A 19,003-nucleotide genomic window follows, 5' to 3' on the forward strand; every position below is an offset into this window, starting at 1 on the left:
GCAGGACGCACGGGCCAGCTGGGGACGGAGGGGCGCGTGAACAAGCCAATCCTGGGCATCATCGGCGGCGTGGGGCCACTGGCGACGGCCTACTTCATGGAGATGCTCATCAAGAAGACGCCCGCCACGTCCGATCAGGACAACATGCCGATGATCGTCTTCAACGACCCCCAGATCCCCGACCGTACGGCCTACATCCTCGACCACGGCAGGCCCAACCCCCAGCCCGAGATGGTCAAGGTGGCCCGCTGGCTGCAGGATGCCGGGGCGGACTACCTCGCCATCGCCTGCAACACGGCGCACTACTTCTACGCCGCCATCGACGACGCCGTCGACATACCCGTGGTGAACATCATGGAGGAGACCTCGCGTCACATCGCCGAGAAGGTCGGCCACGGGGGCAGGGTCGGCCTGATGGCGACCGAGGGCACCGTGCGCTCGGAGGTGTTCCAGGGCTACTTCAAGGCCATGGGGCTCGAGTGCGTGCATCCCGACGAGGCGGACCAGGCACAGGTGAGCTCTCTCATCTACGACGGCGTCAAGGCGAACGCGGACTACGACCCCGGCGACCTCCTTGACATCGCGGGACGGCTGCGCGGGGCCGGCTGCGATGCGGTGGTCTGTGGCTGCACCGAACTCTCCGTCATCTACCAGGACCTCCTGGACGACAAGACCCAGACCGTACCTTGCTGGCTCTTTGACTCGCTGGACATCCTGGCGGAACGTTGCGTACAGCTGTACCTGTGGGCCCGCGAGGCGGGCGGCGACATCAAGATGTAGGGAGGTGTGGGGCGCGCGGGGACCTCAGGGGGGCGGCCTATGCGGTGAGCTCGCGGTAGAAGCAGCTGCGATGTCCGGTATGGCAGGCGGGGCCCGGCGAGTCCACCTCGTAGACGAGGGTGTCCGCGTCACAGTCCACCAGCACGCGCCTGAGTCTCTGCACGTTGCCGCTCGTCGCCCCCTTGTTCCAGAGCTCCCTGCGAGAGCGGGACCAGAACCAGGTGGTACCTGTCTCGAGGCTGAGACGTACGGCCTCCTCGTTGGCCCAGGCGACCATGAGCACCTCACCCGTCCCTCCCTGCTGGACCACGACGGTGACCAGCCCCCTGTCATCGAAGCGCATGCCCGCGGCGGAGAGGCCGACCCGCTCCACCCCCTCGTCGGCGTAGGGTTCGGCGCCAGGACGCTCATTTGCGATGTCGACGTTGCACATGGGGGCCTCTCTCCTCGTCTTGCCGTACGCACGGCTCCGCCGCACGTGGCGCCCGCGGCATATGGTGCACGGCGCGAGGTGCGACGCGCAGGGCACGGGGCGGCATCCGGCGCGCGGCGCCACGTTGTCCGTGGGGACGCCGCCCACGAGTGCACGCAGGGCATACGGGACATACTATAGGAGCGGCGCGCAGGGCGTAGGCGGAACGTGACGCAGATGGGGCCCGAACGCGACGGGAAGAGACGGGATGGCCGTCGGGATTGGGGCTGTCATGGGGAGCTCGCACGAGAAGGGCGTGGACGTCCTCGTCGTGGGCGCGGGCATCGCGGGCACCACGGCCGCACTCGCGGCGTCCGCGCAGGGTGCCCGCGTGTGCATGGCAAGTGTGGGGACGACGTTTTCCGGGGCCAGCTTCTATGGGGGCACCTGGGGGCTGGGGCTTGTCGGCCCAGACGGGGAGGGGGACGAGGACGACCTGGTGGCAACCATCCTGCGCGTGGGCGGCAACGTGGCCGACCCAACGCTCGTGCGCACGCTCGCCCGCGGCATCGCCCCAGCGGCGGAACGCCTCGAACGGCTGGGCGTCACGCTGCGACGGCCCGCTGCGGGACATGGGGACGAGCAGGCCTACGTGCCTTGCTTCGATCACAGACATCGCTGCTGGAGGGGAATCGAGCGTGGGCCCTACCGCGCCTCCGTCGCCCGTGGGCTGCGTGCGGGGGAGGTCACGCTCCTCGAGGGATGCGAGCTCGTCGACCTAGCCGAGGCCGATGACCACATCTGCGGCGCCGTCCTGTACGATGCGGGGTCGGGACGCTTCCGCACGGTGGCATGTGGCGCCGTCGTGCTCGCCGCAGGCGGGCTGAGTGGCCTGTACCAGCAGAGGCTCTGTGCGCCCGACGTCACCGGCGCGGTGCACGCCATAGCCCTCAGGCATGGGTGCTCCCTGGTGAACGTCGAGTTCCTGCAGATGATGCCGACGATTGTCTCGCCTAGGCCAGGAATCGTGTTCAACGAGAAGAGCTTCGGCTACGTGGACGGAAGGTCGGCCGGCCTGTCGCGGGACCTCCTGGCCGAGCGAGGGCGCTACGGACCGTTCAGCGCCCGCCTGGCCTCGCGCTCTGTTGACTTTGCCATCGCGTCTGCGGGCAGGCGGGGCATGGAGGTCCGCTACGGGACGCTCCCGGACCGGCTCCCCGAGTTCGTTCGCAGCTATTCCGCCTGGCTGTCCGCACAGGGCGTGGACCCCATGGGGCCCCTTCGCATCACGCACTACGCGCACGCCTCGAACGGGGGCATCGCGATTGACGCGCGGGGTCGATGCCGCGGGGGCGCACGGGGCCTCTTTGCCTGCGGGGAAATGGCAGGGGGCATGCACGGAGCGGACAGGCTGGGAGGGCTCTCGAGTGCCAACTGCCTGGTGTATGGCGAGATCGCGGGAAGGGAGGCCGCACGCGAGGCGTTGGGGACGTCGTGGGCGAGCAGGGCCTGGCGCCACCCCGACGCACACGCCCCAGGTCGCAAGCTGCCTTCGACGCAGGCGATGGTCCCTGCGGACGCGGAGGCGATGGAGGGCGAGCTGCGGGACACGATGAGCCGCTGGTGCATGGTGAGGCGCGAGGCCGAGGGGTTGTCACGTGCGCGCAGGCGGCTGGACGGGCTTGCGGAGAGGGCCACGGCCGGGCTTGTTGGTGCGGGGGGCGCCGCGAGGGCCGCGGATGCGGTCGTGACGGTGGAGGGAACTCTGACGGCAGGCGTGGGCGAGGTCGCGGGCGCACCCCATGACGTCGCCCGAGCCATGCGCCTCAGGCTGCGGCTGGACTCCGCCCGCGCCATGGTCGCGGCGATGTCGGCCAGGCAGGAAAGCCGCGGCGCACACTACCGCAGCGACTCCCCGCACGAGGTTGCCGAACTCGCAACTGCGCATGTGGTAACCCTGGACGCTGGGGGCAATCCCGAGGTGCGGGCGTCAGGGGAAGACGTGCGGGACTAGGCGACGGGCGGGGCGGGGCCCAGGCCGGGACTTGGGTCAGGGGGACGCACGGCGAGCGGCACGCCAGCCCAAGGCGAGGCCACGAGGTCCTTCCAGAGTTCCCGTCGGCAGTCCTCCGTCCTGCCGTCAACGGGGCGCGCACGAAGCCCGAGCATATGCCGGACGGCGATGCCCGCCTCACAGGCACGCTGGTAGCTGCTGAACTGCTTCCAGGAGATGCGTTCCTCTCGATAGCCCACGTTGGAGAGCTGTGTCTGGCGATGCGCGTCATCATCTGACTGAGCCGAGGACTCATGCTGGAGACCATCGCACTCCACCCCGCAACGCTGCCGCGGATAGCATATGTCGATGACGCGCGTACGCCGCGCTGGCATACCAGACCCAAAGCCCTCTCCCACGTCGACCGCGACGTTGAACGCCGACTGGCCGGTGCCATAGCCACCGTGCTCCACGGGAACATGCAGCCAATGGCGCACGAGGGCCTCGAGGGGCGACGCGGCCCCATCGGCGGCGAGGCGGATGGCACGGCGGAGTATGTTGACGCCTCGGGCACCGGGGACCTCCTCGCAGAAGGAGGTGACGTCGGCAAGCGTCACGAGGGGTTCTCGACGAACGAACGCCGTCTCGTCCGGGGTGAGTGCAAAGCCACCGCAAAACTCGTCCGCCAGCAACGCGAGGCGGTTCACTCCCAGGCCACACGCCATCGTCAGCAGACAGAGCTCCGGTGTGGCGACCAGGACGCCCGGGGCATGGCGATTGAAGGAGCCCTCGGGAAGGGGGACGCAGCATGCATGTTGCACCAGTCGCCTGTCATGACCGTTCCTCCTGCCGGCGGGCGTCAGGATGTGTAGGGTCTCGTCGCCCTCGAGGCACCTCCTCAGCTGAGGGTCCTCGATCTCACGCCTGTTGGAGGCGATCTCCTCGACGCGAGGGTTGCCTGACGGAGCCGGTCGCCTGCGCGCCACGCGCATGCGACGGATGCTCCTGAGGGCGGATATGCCTACGATGCAGGTTTCCATGGGTCTGTTTTCCGCCAAAACAGGTAACGGGTCAACGGCTACGGGGACCCTTTCGACAGAACGTCGGCACCACGCAGCAAGTCTGCTGCAAGTAAGCTTGGACAGTGACATCGCTGCAGGTGAGCATAGGGAAGGGCAGCACGGCACACCGTCAAGGGTCACCAGCCGAAAATCGACGAACGGCAGGGGTCAGCGTGTCGCGCGCATGTGTCCCCAGTTACCCGATGCACATCATTAGGCTGCTGGTTCATTAGGCTGCTGGTTCACAACAGCTCCTAAGGCTCACAACAGCGCCTAATTCACACTACTTGCTGTGCCGTCCACTTTTGAAGGGCGGATGGATGGCTAGAGAACTTCTGTGAGTGTCGCGAGGAGGAATTTCACAATAACTCGCCACGCATCCCATCATGTGCGCCAGAACGCACCTCAGAGGAACTATTGTGAGCGTACGCCCAAGTCACACTCACAATAGTTCTCCTCCCATCCAGAGGACCCCGAAAAACGGACGCGTGAGCAACTATTGTGAAAACGGATGCCGCTAGACTCACAGAAAGTCCCCTGCGATCCAAGTGAAGCCTGCTGCCATGGCGCGCGTTCATGCGGCCCCACGCGGACCTAAAAGTCCAGTCTCACGGGAATGCCCTGTGAGGCCATGTACTCCTTCACCTGGCGAATCGAGAAGGTGCCGAAGTGGAAGACGCCGGCCGCCAGCACGGCATCCGCCTCTCCCTCGATGATGCCCTCGGCGAAGTGCTCGAGCGTGCCCACGCCACCGGAAGCGATGACGGGTATGGGGACCGCGCGCGCGACGGTCCGTGTCAGCGCGAGGTCGAAGCCGACCTTGGTGCCATCACGATCCATGCTGGTGAGGAGGATCTCGCCGGCGCCACGACGTGCTACCTCCTCGGCCCACGCCACGGCATCGATTCCCGTTGCCGTGCGTCCGCCAGCGACGTAGACCTCCCAGCGGTCACGAGGCCCCTCGACGCGTCGGGCGTCAATCGCGCACACCACGGCCTGGCTGCCAAAGGCAGAAGCCGCAGCACTCACGAGCATCGGGTCGCGTACGGCGGCGGAGTTCACCGAGACCTTGTCGGCACCGACCGAGATCATCTGGCGCATGCCGTCGACGTCACGGAGTCCACCGCCCACGGTGTAGGGGATGTGCAGCTCCTCTGCCGCACGGCTAGCCAACTCGACAGTGGTCCCACGATCGTCGGAGGTAGCCGTGATGTCCAGGAAGACAACCTCGTCGGCACCCTCACGGTCATACGCGGAGGCGAGCTCCACGGGGTCGCCCGCGTCTCGCAGCCCGACGAAGTTCACGCCCTTCACGACACGTCCGTCCTTCACGTCCAGGCAGGGTATGACGCGCTTGGTAAGCATCGGTGAATCTCCTCTCGCTACGGCTCGCCCCTCAGTTCAATCCCCTCCGGAACCGGCACGCCCTCAGCTCGACCGCCATGCGGCCGCAAGCGCCTCCTCCAGCGTGAAGCTCCCCTCGTAGAGGGCGCGGCCCGTGATGGCGCCCTCGATCACGTCAGGGCCGGCGGCGGCGAGCGTGCGGATGTCGTCGAGCGTGGCGATACCGCCGGAGGCCACCACCGGGAACCCCGCGATGCCGGCGATGTGGCGGTACGCATCCGCATCGATGCCCGTCTGCATGCCGTCGCGCTCGACGTCCGTGAAGACCAGGTGACGGAAGCCCATGTCAGCCAGGCGTGCGACCAGGTCGTCGGCGCGCATGCCCTCACCCTCGCACCATCCGCTCACGCGGACCTCGCCGGCACGGGCGGCCACGTCAGCCACGAGGAGCTCGCCAAACTCGCGCGCGGCATCACACGCGAAGCTGGGGTCGCGCACGAGCGCAGTGCCCACGGCGATGCGCCGGACGCCACAGCCCAGGAGGCGTTCGATGGTCGCAAGGTCGCGTACGCCGCCTCCCATGTCGACCGCGATGCCGTCCACACCGCAGATCCCACGTACCGCACGCCGGTTCCGCTCGAGGGAGGACGCGTCCTCGCCGAAGGCCGCAGAGAGGTCGACCACATGGACCCAGGTCGCGCCACGGGCAGCGAAGTCGCGAGCCACGGCGCTCGCGTCTGCGGAGTAGACGTCCACCCGCGAGCGCTCACCGCGCCTCAGGCGGACGACGCGTCCGTCGAGCAGGTCGATGGCGGGAAAGAGGATCACCTGCTACCCCCTCGCCACGTTCACGAAGTTGGAGAGGATCCGCATGCCGGCGTGCGACGACTTCTCGGGATGGAACTGCACGCCGAAGACGTTGTCCTTCCACACGCCGGAGGCAAAGCTGCATGCGTAGTGCGTGGTGGCCGCCACGATGCCGCCGTCGATGTCATCCGTCGTGGCATAGGAGTGCGTGAAGTAGACGTTCGCCCCCTCAGGGACGTCCACGAAAAGCGGGCACCTGCGGCCATGCTCGGTAAGGTGCGCCTGGTCCCAGCCCACATGTGGGACCTTGAGCCGCGAGGACTCCAGGCGTGCGACCGAACCCTCGAGCACGCCAAGACCACCCACCCACTCGCCGTTGCCACGGTGGCCCGCCGAACGTTCGGCACCTCGCTGGAACAGCAGGTGGAGACCCAGGCAGATGCCCAGAAAGGGCACGCCCGCACCGATGCGGCCCACGATGGCGTCGGCCTGGCCGCTTTGCCGCATGTAGGCCATCGCATCCTCGAACGCGCCCACACCCGGCAGGATCACGGCGGCGGCGCGGTCGATGTCGGCAGGCTCGTCGCTGGCGAACGCATGGCCCCCTGCGGCGTTGACGCCGCGCACCACGCTCTGTAGGTTTCCCTTGTGGTAGTTAACCACCACGATGTCGCCGCGCATCACGACAGGCTCCCCTTCGTCGAGGGGACGCCGCTCACGCGCGGGTCCGGCCCGCACGCCAGGCGCAGCGCGCGTGCCGCCGCCTTGAAGGTGCATTCCAACACGTGATGGGCGTTCTCACCGGCCATCCTGCGCAGGTGCAGGGTGATGCCAGCGTCACGGGCGAGGCCCGCGAAGAACTCGTGGCCCAGCTCGGTGTCGAAGCTGCCGACCTTCTCGGCCGCTATGGGCACGTCCCAGAACAGCTCACCACGACCGGAGATGTCGACGGCCGCGAGGACGAGCGCCTCGTCCATGGGAACGCAGGCGTCCGAGAAGCGCGTGATGCCGCTCCTGTCGCCCAGCGCCTGCGCGATGGCCCGCCCCATGACGATGCCCACGTCCTCCACGGTGTGGTGATCATCCACCCAGGTGTCGCCCTTCGCGCGGACCGTGAGGTCCACGAGCGCGTGGCGGCCGAAGGCATTCAGCATGTGGTCGAAGAATCCGACTCCCGTCTCGACATCCACCTTCCCCGACCCATCGAGGTCGAGCGTGACCATGACGTCGGTCTCGCCCGTCTTTCGCGTGATCGTCGCACGCCTGTTCATCGTGACCCTCCCTTGAGGATTTCCGCGAGTGCGGAGAGGACAGCGTCGTTCTCCTGGGGCGTCCCCACGGTCATGCGCAGGCAGCCATCGAGCCCCGGCGTGGCCGAGAAGTCACGCACCAGTATGGAGCGCTCGTCGCGCAGTTGACGGTGGACCTCGTGTGCGCCTGGCACGCGCACCAGCAGGAAGTTTGCCGCGCTAGGCCACACGCGGACCCCCAGGCCCACAAGCTGCCGAAGGCCTCCCGCAAGCCGCTCGCGCTCGGCCTCGATCTCCTCGATGGTGGCCGAGAAGGACATGCGGTCCCTGACCACCTCCAGCGCCGCTGCCTGGGAGAGCACATTGACCGAATAGGGCTGGCGCACCGTCGCGAGCGCGCTCACGACCGAGGGAGAGCCCAGAACGTAGCCTATGCGTGCGCCCGCCAGGCAGAACGCCTTCGAGAGCGTGTGCAGGATGGCAAGGTTCTCGAACTCGGGGAGCAGCGGCGCCGCAGTCGAACCCTCGGGCGCAAACTCCACGTACGCCTCATCCAAAAGGACGATGCCCGGGCACGCCTCGCAGAGCCTGCGGGTGTCCCCTATGGGGAACAGGTCCCCCGTGGGGTTGTTGGGCGACGTGACGATCACGAGGCTCGCGGCGCGCGCGGCCGTCACGAGCGCGTCGACATCGACCGCGAAGCTGTCGGGATCGCGCGGGACGTCCACGACCGCGGTCTCGAGGAGCTGCGCGTACAGGCGATACATGGAGAAGGTGGGAGGCAGGTTCACGAGCGCATGGTCACGGCCACCGAACGCCAAAAGCAGGTTGAACAGCAGCTCATCGCCACCGTTTCCCACCATGACCTGGTCGGGGTCCACGCCATGCCACGCGGCGAGCTCCGAGCGCAGGGCATCCGAGAGCGGCTGGGGGTAGCGGTTGGCCACGACCTTGGCCAAGGCTGCCTCCACATGGGCCTGGACGTCATCCGGCATGCCGTAGCCGTTCTCGTTTGCCGAGAGGTTGATGCTGGCCGGCAGGAACGCGGGGTCGTAGGGTTCGAGGTCTGCCGCGGAGGGCCGCATGGCGGCCCGCACCGCGTCGTTGATGCCTGGGGACATTGGCGCGAGGCTCCTTCCGGTGTCGAGGGGACGTGGCGTCCGTGGAGAGGCCGGGACGGGGAACGGACCGGCGCGACTATGCGGGGCCACCGGAGGGCCTGGGCACGCCAGGCTCGCTGAGCCTGCGTGGCCAGGCGGTCGCCATGGCATCAGCGCATGCTGCGGCAGGATCGGCGAACTTCTCGCCCCCCTCCGCCAGCAGCTTGCGGCGCATGCCCACGGAGAGGGCATGCGCCCATAGGCCCTCGGCCTGCGCCATGGCCTGAACGGCGGGACCGTCGACGGCCAGGCCCTCGGGACTGTAGCCGATGACGCTCGAGCGCTTGGTGAAGTCGTAGACGCCCAGGGGGTTCGAGAAGCGTGCGGTTCCGCCGGTCGGAAGCGTGTGGTTGGGACCGGCAACATAGTCGCCCAGGGGCTCGGAGCTCCAGGCCCCCACGAAGATGGCGCCAGCATTCCTGACCCTGCCCAAAAGCGAGAACGCGTCTTGGCAGTGAAGCTCGAGGTGCTCCGGGGCAATCACGTTGACCGCATCGATGGCATCGCCCAGGGTGGCGCAGCAGACCACCAGGCCCCTCTCCGCAAGCGAGGTGCGCGTGATCCCCTCGCGCGGGGACTGGGCGACCAGGAGCCCCACGGCGTCGAGAACGCGCTGGGGCAGGTCGGCATCGCAGGTCACCAGGTAGCAGGTGGCCATGGGGTCGTGCTCGGCCTGGGCCATGAGGTCCGCCGCGACGATTGCGGGGTCTGCGCTGGCATCCGCGAGGACGCACACCTCGGAGGGTCCGGCGACCATGTCGATGCCCACGTCACCCGACACGCATCGCTTGGCTGCCGCGACGTAGGCGTTGCCGGGGCCCACGATCTTCTCGACGGGAGGGATGGACTGCGTGCCATAGGCGACCGCAGCGATTGCCTGGGCACCCCCGACGGCGTAGACCTCATCGACGCCGGCGACTGCGGCGGCGGCGAGGGTGTAGGCGGAAAGCGAGCCGTCGCGCTGGGGTGGCGTGACCATGATCACGCGCTCGACGCCGGCGACCTTCGCGGGGATTGAGCCCATGAGGACCGTGGAGGGATACTGTGCGCGCCCACCGGGCACGTAGAGCGCCGCAGACGTCACGGGCGTCACCTTGACGCCCAGGACGGTGCCGTCCGCGCGGGTGGTGAACCAGGACTGCTCGCGCTCCCTCTCGTGGAACTCGCGAATCTGGGCGGCCGCCCTGCGCAGGGCCTCCCGGAACTCCGGGTCGACCATGCCCAGCGCATCGGTGATGACAGACCCGTCCACGCGGAAGCTGTCAGGGCACGCGCCGTCGAACTTCAGGCAGAAGTCGCGCACGGCCCGGTCGCCACCCTCGCGGACGGCGCGCACGATCCCCTCGGCCGCTTCCATGACCTCGCGGGGAAGCGCACCCTCGCGGCGCAGGTCGTCGCGGGTGAGCTGCTGTCCGGTGGAAAGGCTCACGAACCTCATGGGTCACTCCTCACCCTCGGCACCCAGACGGGCGCAGGCGCAGGCACGCGCAAGGCGCCCCGCGAGGTCGCGAATGCGCTCGTCGGAGCGATAGGCGGCCGGGCTGGCAAAGAAGCGCGCCGTGCACTCCATGACCTCGTCGACGATCACGAGGTCGTTCTCGCGCAGCGTGGTTCCCGTCGCGGCGATGTCGACCAGGCGGTCGGTCATGCCGACGAGGGGGCCCAGCTCTATGTTGCCGTGCAGGGAGACGATGTCGACCTGTTGCCCGATGGAGTCGTAGTAGCCCTGCGTGATCCGCGGGTACTTGGTGGCGACGCGCACCGTGCCGCGCCAGGCATAGGCGCCCTCGGCGGCACCCGCCTTCGAGCGGGGCTCTGCCACCACAAAGCGGCAGGCGCCGAAGCCCAGGTCCACCAGCTGCAACACGTCGATGCCGGCCTCGATGATCGAGTCGTTCCCGCAGATGCCGCAGTCCGCGCCGCCATGGCCGACGAAGGCCGGCGCGTCCTGCGCGCGCACGATGACGTACTCCACGCCGCCTGCGGGGATGACGAGGCGGCGGCCAGGTTCGCGGAGCTCGGCCACGGGAAGGCCCGCCTCCTCGAGAAGACGGATGGCATCCTTGAGGAGGCCGCCCTTCGGGACGGCAATCCTCAGGGGCCGCTCGGCGTTGCCGGCACGCGCCGAGACGACGCCGGACTCCCCCTGCTCGCCCAAGACCTCCTGGGTGCGCTCGAGCGAGAGGGCAAAGCCGCAGGAGGCCACGCCAGGCCTGCCGAGATTGGCGAGCACCGCGTCATAGCGGCCACCCGAGGCGATGGAGGCCGTCGTGGCCTCGGAGTAGGCCTTGAAGACGATGCCCGTGTAGTAGTCGAACGAGTTGATGATCGAGAAGTCGAAGGACAGGCGCCCGTCAGCAACCAGCCCCGGCAGGCCGCAGGCGAGCTCGCGAAGCTGTGCCGTGCCGCGATGGCCCCTTGCGATGCCGGCCTCCGCCAGAAGGGCGTCGACCTCGTCGATGACCTGGACGCCCCCGGCAAGGCGGCAGATCCTGTGGAGGGCACGGGCGGCGGCGCGAGGAAGGCCCTCCGCCGCGGCCACCAGCTCGTCGAGGCCCACGAGGTCCGAGCCGTGAACAAGACGCAACACCTCCTCGCAGAACGCCTTGCTCGGGGCGCAGGCGTCCAGGAGGGCAGTCAGGGGCGACACGGACCCGCAGGAGATGCGCCACGCGGGGACGCCCAGGGCATCGAGGGACTCCGCGAGCAGGGACATGACCTCCACCTCGGGGCTCGCGTCCGTATCACCGAAGAGCTCGACGCCCATCTGGGTGAACTGGCGCGGCTGGCCCCCCAGTGCGGACCCCTCGCGCACGACGGGCGCCTCGTAGCGCAGGCGCACGGGCAGGTCGGCGTCCGAGAAGCGGGCCGACACCATGCGCGCGATGGGAAGCGTGAGGTCGGGACGCAGGACCAGCAGGCTGCCGTCGGCATCGAACAGCTGGAACGGGGAGTCCTGCATGCGACCGCCTTGCTCGAGGGAGCTGCGGTCCTCGATGAGCGGAGGCTCGACGGGCAGGTAGCCATGTCCCGCAAAGCATGCGCGCGCCTGTGCGCGGATGCGCTCGCGGGCGAGCGCCTCGGTAGGCAGGATGTCACGAAAGCCCCTTGGCGTCCGTACGGTCAAGCGAGACCCCCCTCGTTGGCACCGCGCCTCCTGGAGGCGTCGAAGCATCGGCGCTTTAGTACGCCGCAGTGACTCTGGAGGGTACAGTAGCACGCTAAAGTGGGAAGCCCCTCCCTCATGAGAAGAATAAACGAGCGCGAAACATGGGGCGGCGCGGACGGGCCCGGAAGCCATCTGCATCCCCACCCCTCCGCCAGGGTCCGCGCTCTCTGCCAGAAGTGAGCGCCTGGCCGCCGGAAGTGAGTACTTTTTGGGTCTCTCCGAGGGTACGCGGCTTCCAGATGCCATGTCCATCTCGACGTTTTCGCAGTTGAATAGGTTATTCAGACTATCTTCAGCGGAGGTCGGGCACTCACATTCGAGAAGTGAGTACTCACTTCCGGGATGTGAGCACACACTTCCGGGCACAGGCACCCGCTTTCGGCGAGCAGGCACCCACCTCCGTCGCCTGCGAGCGCCCAGGCTAGCGGCGGAGGAGGCGCCCGAAGATGCGGCGCGCGACGTCCATCTCGGGCGCGTGGGTGAGCGCTGCCAAGCCATAGGTCACGACGAGCGCGGGGACGCCGCCACAGACGATGTAGAGCAGCGCGCCGGAGACGGAAAGGCGCTCGACGTAGTTGCCGAGGGTCGTAAGGTTCAGCAGCACGGCAGAGGCCGCTACGCCCGCCACGCCGAACGCCAGCGCGCGGAGCGCGGAGCCGACGATCCCCACGAGCCCGACGTGGCCCAGGTGGCGCTTGAGCATCGCAAAGGTCACGACGTCGACCGCCGCGAAGTACAGGAAGGACGAGAAGGCCACCATCCAGAGCCCGACGACAGGCGTGAGGAAGATGCAGGCGGCGACTTGGATGAGGGCTGCGATGACGTTGGAGGTCGCGTACAGCCTCATCTTCCGCAGTGACGAGCAGACCTTCTGGAGGTACATGCAGACCGCATACACGGGCAGCCCGACGGCGAGCGCCGAGAGGTAGTTCGCCGTCATGCCGATCTGGTCGGACGTGAAGTTGCCTGCGGCGAGCAGGGTGATGAGCGGGAACGAGAACTGGACGAGGTACATGCCGAACGGAATCATGAAGAACAGGATCTTGCTGGTCCCCGACGAGACGCCCCGTCGGTAGGAGTCCATGTCGCCCCGTGCGACGTCGTCGGAGAGCTCGGTGAACATGGCCGTGGTGATGGGCACCGCGAGTATGGCGTAGGGCAGCGTGTACCAGAGGCGCGCGTAGTACGAGACGGACGCCCCCTCGGCCGCGACGAAGAGCGCTGAGCTGGTCTGGACCGACACGGTCACGAACGAGCAGAGCATGACCACGAGCGACGGTATGCCGATGGAGAGCGTGTCCTTGATGGCGGGGTCATGAAGGTCGACGTGGAAGCGCAGCCGGATGCCGTGCCTCCTCAGCGAGGGCATCTGCATGACGACCTGGACCGCGACGCCCAGGGGGTTGCCAAGTGCCAGCAGCAGGAGCGCGAGCTGGGGGTTCTCGCCAACCAGGAAGGCATAGGCAAAGAACGACGCCGTGGTGACGAAGTTGTTGAAGATGGGGGCCGCACTGCTCCAGAAGTAGTCGCGCTCGGCGTTGAGGACACCCGAGAAGATGGAGCTCAGCGAGTAGAGGACGACCTCGATCACGAAGAAGCGGAAGAAGTAGACCGCAAGGTCGCTGTCGAACGCATCGCTGGCCGAGAAGGACTGGGTGAACACCACCTGGTAGGCAAAGACCAGGCCCAGGACCGTGACGGCGCCCATGAGTATGCACACGAGCGACACGAGGTTCGAGGTGTAGGCACTCGCCCCCTCGCGACCGTACCTCTTCTTGACTGAGAGGTAGACCGGCAGGAAGGCCGTGACGAGCATGCCGCCGACGACGAGCTCGTAGAGCTGGTTGGGTAGGTTGTTGGCGACCGAGTAGCACGACGCCGTGACGGTGACGCCCAGGGCGTACGCCTGTCCCCAGGTGCGCAGGAAGCCCGTGAGGCGGCTGATGACGACGAGGACGCTCATGAGGGCCGTGTTGCGTCCCACCTGGGCCGAACGGTCCGCCTCACGGTCCCTCTCGGCCGATCCCCCGTCGGCAGGGCTCCCCCCATCCCCGCGCACGGAGGCAGGCGCGTCGGACGCCGGCATCGCCTGGGACGTATCCCCTCGCGAGACCTGGTCGGCAAGCCTGACGTAGAGCATCGTCTCCTCGGGGGACGCCCCGCCCCATGCGCCCTGCTGGGTGCGTGCGCGGGACGGCTCGCCCTTCGGTGCCATGTGCCTGGGGCTCCGGGCCACCTTCTACCTCCTGGTCGAATCGTGCCGGGCAGCCGGAGCCACCGCAGCCTTGCTGGGCGCTACCGGCAGATGTCGGCGAACGTCGCCCCGATGAAGCGGGCGAGCGCCTCGGGATCGAGGCGCAGCGACAGGCCCCGCCGCCCACCCGAGATGCCGATCTCCTCGAAGAGCTGGGCCGTCTCGTCGATCAGCGTGGGAAGGCGCCTCCTCATGCCCACGGGAGTACAGCCGCCGCGGACGTAGCCCGTCGTGGGCTCGAGGTCCCTGACGTGCAGCATCGCGAGCGACTTCTCCCCTGCCGCAGCAGCGGCCTTCTTGAGGTCGAGCTCCGCCGCCACAGGGACGCAGCAGACCACATGCCCGCCCGCAGGCGTCGTGGTCACGAGCGTCTTGAACGCGCTGTCGGGGTCCTCCCCCAACATTCGAGAGATGCGTACGCCCACGCCCGTGGAGAGGTCCTCGCCGTCGACATCGTAACTCCGCACGGAGTACGGGACACCTCCCCGCTCGAGCTCGCGCATGGCGTTGGTCTTCTGGACCTTGTCGCGGCGCGCCATCTAGCGTCCCGCCTCCGCCATGCGGGCGCGCTCGTGGTCGCGGGCCAGAACGCGCGCCAGGTACCTGCCCGTGTAGGACCCCTCGACCCCGGCGACCTTCTCCGGCGTCCCGTAGGCGACGATGGTGCCGCCGCCCTCGCCGCCCTCGGGTCCCAGATCGATGACGCGGTCCGCCATCTTGATGACGTCGAGGTTATGCTCGATCACGAGCACGGTGTTGCCGGCGTCGACGAGCTTCTCGAGCACCTCGACCAGCATGCGGACGTCCTCGAAGTGCAGTCCCGTCGTGGGCTCGTCCAGGATGTAGAAGGTCTTGCCCGTCTGCTGGCGGTGCAGCTCCTTGGCGAGCTTCACGCGCTGGGCCTCGCCGCCCGAGAGCGTGGTGGCGCTCTGCCCCAGATGGATGTAGCCCAAGCCCACGTCATAGAGGGTCTGTAGCTTGTTCTTGACGCGGGGTATGCTCGAGAAGAACGCGAGCGCCTCGGTCACGGTCATGTCCAGCACGTCAGAGATGGTCTTTCCATGATAGGTGACCTCGAGCGTCTCGCGGTTGTAGCGCTTGCCCCCGCACACCTCGCAGGGGACGTAGATGTCCGGCAGGAAGTTCATCTCTATCTTGATCTGACCGTCGCCCTTGCAGGCCTCGCAGCGCCCGCCGGAGACGTTGAACGAGAAGCGCCCCGGGTTGTAGCCGCGTGCGCGCGACTCCGGCGTGGAGGCGAAGAGGTTGCGCAGGTCATCCCAGAGGCCGATGTAGGTGGCGGGATTGGAGCGCGGCGTGCGGCCGATGGGGCTCTGGTCGATGTCGATGACCTTGTCGATGAGCCTGGTGCCATCGCCGTCCACGATGCCCTCGAGCTTCCTGTAGGGCCCCACCAGGCGCTTGGAGCGCTGGACCTCGTTGGTGAGCGCGGGGGCGAGCGTGTTGGTCACCAGCGACGACTTGCCCGATCCCGACACCCCCGTCACGACCGTGAGGGTGCCGTACTCGACCTTGGCGGAGACGCCCTTGAGGTTGTTGGCGCAGGCCCCCGTGATCCTGAGGGCCCCACGCCGGGGGTTGCGACGACTCTCGGGCAGGGAGATGGCCCTGCGGCCCGTGAGGTAGGCGCCGGTCAGCGAGTCCGGGTTGGCCATGATGTCCGCCGGCGTGCCGGCAGCCACGATGTCGCCGCCCAGCTCTCCGGCACCGGGCCCCATGTCGATCACGTAGTCGGCCGCACGGATGGTGTCCTCGTCGTGCTCGACCACGATGACGGTGTTGCCCTGGTCGCGCAGGCGCCTGAGGGTCTCGATCAGGCGGTCGTTGTCACGCTGGTGCAGGCCTATGGAGGGCTCGTCCAGGATGTAGAGGACGCCCATGAGCCCCGCGCCGATCTGGGTGGCCAGGCGGATGCGCTGGGCCTCGCCACCGGAGAGCGTGGCAGCGGCGCGGCTGAGCGTGAGGTAGTCCAGGCCGACGTTCACCATGAAGCGCAGGCGGGCGATGACCTCCTTGACGATGGGGGCGCCGATGAGGTGCTGGCGCTCGGTGAGGGTGAGGCCCTCGAAGAACGCGAGGGCGTCCTTGCAGGAAAGGTCGCAGACCTCCTGGATGTTCCTCTCCCCCACCGTGACCGCAAGGTACTCCGGCTTCAGGCGCGCGCCATGGCAGCTGGGGCACGGGACCTCGCGGATGAACTTCTCGAAGTGGGCGCGCATGGTCTCGGACGTGGTCTCCTGGTACTTCTCGAACAGGATCGAGCGGATGCCGGAGAACTTGGTGAACCAGTGGGTGTCACGGCCGTCGCGGGTGTGGTAGTCCACGCGGACCTTCGTCTCGCCCAGGCCATCGAGCAGCGCCGCCCGCGTCCTCTTCTTGAGCTTGTTCCAGGAAGTCTCGTCGGACTCGCCCAGGTGCCTGCAGACCGCGGAGAAGATCTGCGGGTAGTAGTTCGAGCGCCCGAATATGGGCCCGAAGACGCCCCCTGCGACGGAGAGGTTGGGGTCCTCGATCAGGGCCTCGGCATCCACGACGCGGCGCACGCCCAGGCCGTCGCAGTCGGGGCAGGCGCCATAGGGGGCGTTGAAGGAGAAGTCGCGCGGCTGCAGGTCGTCGATGGAGTGGCCGTGCTCGGGACAGGCCAGCGCGAGCGAGTACCGCAGGAGCTCGCCCTTGCCCCCCTCCCCCTCGCTGCGACCGGGCAGCAGGTAGAAGCTCACGCGACCGCTGGCGAGCTTCGTCGCCTGCTCCACGGCCTCGGCTATGCGGCCGAGCGAGTTCTCGCGGATCACGATGCGGTCGACGACAACCTCGATGGTGTGCTTGTACTTCTTATCGAGCTTGATCTCACCCTCGAGCTCGCGGACCTCCCCATCCACACGCACGCGGCTGAAGCCCTCCTTCTTGAGGTCCTCGAAGAGCTTGGCGTACTCGCCCTTGCGACCGAGCACGACGGGGGCGAGCACGTAGGCGCGCCGCCCCTGCCCCGCTGCGAGGACCTTGTCGGCCACCTGGTCGGTGGTCTGGCGCGCGATGGGCCGCCCGCACTCAGGGCAGTGCGGCACCCCGATGCGGGCGAAGAGCAGGCGCAGGTAGTCGTAGATCTCCGTGACGGTACCCACCGTGGAGCGCGGGTTTCTCGACGTGGTCTTCTGGTCGATGGAGACGGCCGGGGAGAGGCCGTCGATGGAGTCGAGGTCGGGCTTGTCCATCTGGCCCAGGAACATGCGGGCGTAGCTGGAGAGAGACTCCACATAGCGGCGCTGCCCCTCGGCGTAGATGGTGTCGAAGGCGAGACTGGACTTGCCGGAGCCCGAGAGGCCCGTGATCACGACTAGCTTGTCACGCGGAATAGTGACATCAATGTCGCGCAGGTTGTGCTCGCGCGCGCCGCGAATGACAATGGATTCTGATGCCATGGGTACCTCTCGATGCATGGTCGTGCGTATACCTCGTGCAGCGTACCCGTTATGGGGGAGCAGGGACGGCTTTCGGAGAAGGTCACATGCCAAAAGCACGAACCAGAACAAATATTCGGTTGCGTTCGGTTGCCGTGTGCCGGTGCCACGGGCGTTCGGCTGCCGCAGCTGACACCACGCAGGGTCCAACATATGTCGGCACGCGTGGACCCGACGCGCAGGGAGGTGCGCAGGGCAACTTCTGTGAGCGGGTGGCAACCAAGACTCACAGTTCTTCTCCAGCCGTCCATTTCAAGGACCTGGGTGGACGGCAGAGCAACTTCTGTGAAGACACCGCACGTCATCACTCACACTATCTCTCCTGGCAACCAACAATCTCCTTGCCGTCCGTGAGCATCGGACGTGAGGAGAGCTATTGTGAGTCTATCCACTTCCGCCGCTCACAATAGTTCACCTGCCATCCGTCACGTTACGAAAAGTGGACGCCAAGCGAACTATTGTGATTTATTTATTAAACTATATTTTGATAATGCAACCAAGGGGCGTGCCACCCCGCAGCATGCACTCTCATGTGGAAGCGTGCACTCTCATGCGAAACGATCTCTCCGGGTGACGTTTCGTCCTCCTCTGGTCCAAGTCACCCCGCAGGTCGGATGAAAGCAGAGCGCCACGAAGCTGGATGTAACATTTTTGTCAGATATGTGTGGTTTTTTGCTACCTGTAGCCCCTCTGCTGCAGCAGACGGATCTTGGCCGCCGTCCGATGATGTTTTTGAAATTGATATACACAGGTAGATGAAGTGGCAAGGCTCCTACCTAGGTGCGTTTAACTCAACAACATAAAATATGTAATCATATAAACACACATAACCCCTTATTTTGTTACAAGCGACCTTTGCGGACAGCTTCTCGGTACGTATGTCTCGTCCGTTTCGTCGAACGAGCCTACCCCACCGCGCGGCCCGCTCTTGCCGCACGGCCTATCTCCACTGCACGACCGCCATCGTCGCCTGCCCACCTGCGTCTAACTGTCGGATGCGACGTGACAGCCGCGGCAACGTGACGAAGTTGCCCAGATCGACCCCGGTGAGCCCGATGGGCTCCTTCGACGCACCATCAAGGTCGACCTGCGGCACCTGCGGCGCGAGCAGATTAGTGCCGCATATCATCCTCGCACCAAGTCATCCTCGCGCCAACCAAGTCATCCTCGCGCCAATAGTGCACGCGAGCACAGCCTGGCCACCCTTGAGGACGAACGAGTCATTGCCGTCGGTAAACACGTGACAGAGGGGCCTGTGGGGATAGAAGGGCGATATGAAAGGGCGGTGCGACGC

The 19,003-nt window shown here is 67.1% G+C and carries 15 protein-coding genes; 2 read left to right on the plus strand and 13 right to left on the minus strand.

Annotated features, from left to right (window positions below):
- The first annotated feature begins 36 nt into the window (after nucleotides 1–36).
- Nucleotides 37–780, plus strand: coding sequence for a cysteate racemase (gene cuyB / locus OLSU_RS06470; RefSeq protein WP_013252149.1), 744 nt, complete (start codon nucleotides 37–39; stop codon nucleotides 778–780).
- A 37-nt stretch (nucleotides 781–817) separates the two neighbouring features.
- On the opposite strand, the gene hisI is transcribed toward cuyB, so the two are convergent.
- Nucleotides 818–1,213 (minus strand): phosphoribosyl-AMP cyclohydrolase, encoded by a 396-nt coding sequence (hisI, locus tag OLSU_RS06475; protein ID WP_013252150.1) that lies wholly within the window; start codon nucleotides 1,211–1,213, stop codon nucleotides 818–820.
- Between the two features lie 247 nt (nucleotides 1,214–1,460).
- Between hisI and OLSU_RS06480 the strand changes: the two genes are divergently transcribed.
- A complete protein-coding gene (locus tag OLSU_RS06480) occupies nucleotides 1,461–3,206 on the plus strand; it encodes an FAD-binding protein (RefSeq protein ID WP_013252151.1) in 1,746 nt (581 codons plus the stop codon).
- Here the strand turns inward: OLSU_RS06480 and OLSU_RS09130 are convergent.
- The 12 genes from OLSU_RS09130 to OLSU_RS09650 all read right to left on the minus strand — a co-directional run bounded on the left by OLSU_RS09130 (nucleotide 3,203) and on the right by OLSU_RS09650 (nucleotide 18,838).
- Nucleotides 3,203–4,225 (minus strand): hypothetical protein, encoded by a 1,023-nt coding sequence (locus OLSU_RS09130; RefSeq protein ID WP_049765171.1) that lies wholly within the window; start codon nucleotides 4,223–4,225, stop codon nucleotides 3,203–3,205. The two genes, OLSU_RS06480 and OLSU_RS09130, sit on opposite strands and share 4 nt — an antisense overlap.
- Before the next feature lie 615 nt (nucleotides 4,226–4,840).
- The gene (hisF, locus tag OLSU_RS06490) at nucleotides 4,841–5,611 is read right to left on the minus strand and encodes an imidazole glycerol phosphate synthase subunit HisF (RefSeq protein WP_013252153.1); all 771 of its coding nucleotides are present in this window, start codon (nucleotides 5,609–5,611) and stop codon (nucleotides 4,841–4,843) included.
- A 63-nt stretch (nucleotides 5,612–5,674) separates the two neighbouring features.
- Nucleotides 5,675–6,418, minus strand: a complete 744-nt coding sequence (locus OLSU_RS06495) for a 1-(5-phosphoribosyl)-5-[(5-phosphoribosylamino)methylideneamino]imidazole-4-carboxamide isomerase (RefSeq protein ID WP_013252154.1) — start codon at nucleotides 6,416–6,418, stop codon at nucleotides 5,675–5,677.
- A gap of 3 nt (nucleotides 6,419–6,421) precedes the next feature.
- A complete protein-coding gene (gene hisH / locus OLSU_RS06500) occupies nucleotides 6,422–7,078 on the minus strand; it encodes an imidazole glycerol phosphate synthase subunit HisH (protein WP_013252155.1) in 657 nt (218 codons plus the stop codon).
- Nucleotides 7,078–7,668, minus strand: a complete 591-nt coding sequence (gene hisB / locus OLSU_RS06505; protein WP_013252156.1) for an imidazoleglycerol-phosphate dehydratase HisB — start codon at nucleotides 7,666–7,668, stop codon at nucleotides 7,078–7,080. Before hisB ends, hisH begins: the two co-directional genes overlap by 1 nt.
- Nucleotides 7,665–8,768, minus strand: coding sequence for a histidinol-phosphate transaminase (gene hisC, locus OLSU_RS06510; protein ID WP_013252157.1), 1,104 nt, complete (start codon nucleotides 8,766–8,768; stop codon nucleotides 7,665–7,667). The genes hisB and hisC overlap by 4 nt, the downstream gene beginning before the upstream one ends.
- Nucleotides 8,769–8,844: 76 nt before the next feature.
- On the minus strand, nucleotides 8,845–10,245 hold the full coding sequence (hisD, locus tag OLSU_RS06515) for a histidinol dehydrogenase (RefSeq protein WP_013252158.1): 1,401 nt from the start codon (nucleotides 10,243–10,245) through the stop codon (nucleotides 8,845–8,847).
- Between the two features lie 3 nt (nucleotides 10,246–10,248).
- Nucleotides 10,249–11,934, minus strand: coding sequence for an ATP phosphoribosyltransferase (gene hisG, locus OLSU_RS06520; RefSeq protein ID WP_013252159.1), 1,686 nt, complete (start codon nucleotides 11,932–11,934; stop codon nucleotides 10,249–10,251).
- Nucleotides 11,935–12,397: 463 nt separating this feature from the next.
- Nucleotides 12,398–14,191 carry a murein biosynthesis integral membrane protein MurJ gene (gene murJ, locus OLSU_RS06525; protein ID WP_081439264.1) on the minus strand — a complete coding sequence of 598 codons (1,794 nt, stop codon included), beginning with the start codon at nucleotides 14,189–14,191 and terminating at the stop codon, nucleotides 12,398–12,400.
- Nucleotides 14,192–14,271: 80 nt separating this feature from the next.
- Nucleotides 14,272–14,769: a Cys-tRNA(Pro) deacylase gene (ybaK, locus tag OLSU_RS06530; protein WP_013252161.1), complete on the minus strand. Its 498-nt coding sequence runs from the start codon at nucleotides 14,767–14,769 to the stop codon at nucleotides 14,272–14,274.
- Nucleotides 14,770–17,670 (minus strand): excinuclease ABC subunit UvrA, encoded by a 2,901-nt coding sequence (uvrA, locus tag OLSU_RS06535; protein ID WP_013252162.1) that lies wholly within the window; start codon nucleotides 17,668–17,670, stop codon nucleotides 14,770–14,772.
- Nucleotides 17,671–18,649: 979 nt separating this feature from the next.
- Complete coding sequence (locus tag OLSU_RS09650; protein ID WP_041548960.1) at nucleotides 18,650–18,838, minus strand: hypothetical protein; 189 nt, start codon at nucleotides 18,836–18,838, stop codon at nucleotides 18,650–18,652.
- Between the last annotated feature and the right edge of the window lie 165 nt (nucleotides 18,839–19,003).

It is taken from the genome of Olsenella uli DSM 7084 (assembly GCF_000143845.1).
In the GTDB taxonomy this organism is placed as follows: Bacteria; Actinomycetota; Coriobacteriia; order Coriobacteriales; family Atopobiaceae; genus Olsenella; species Olsenella uli.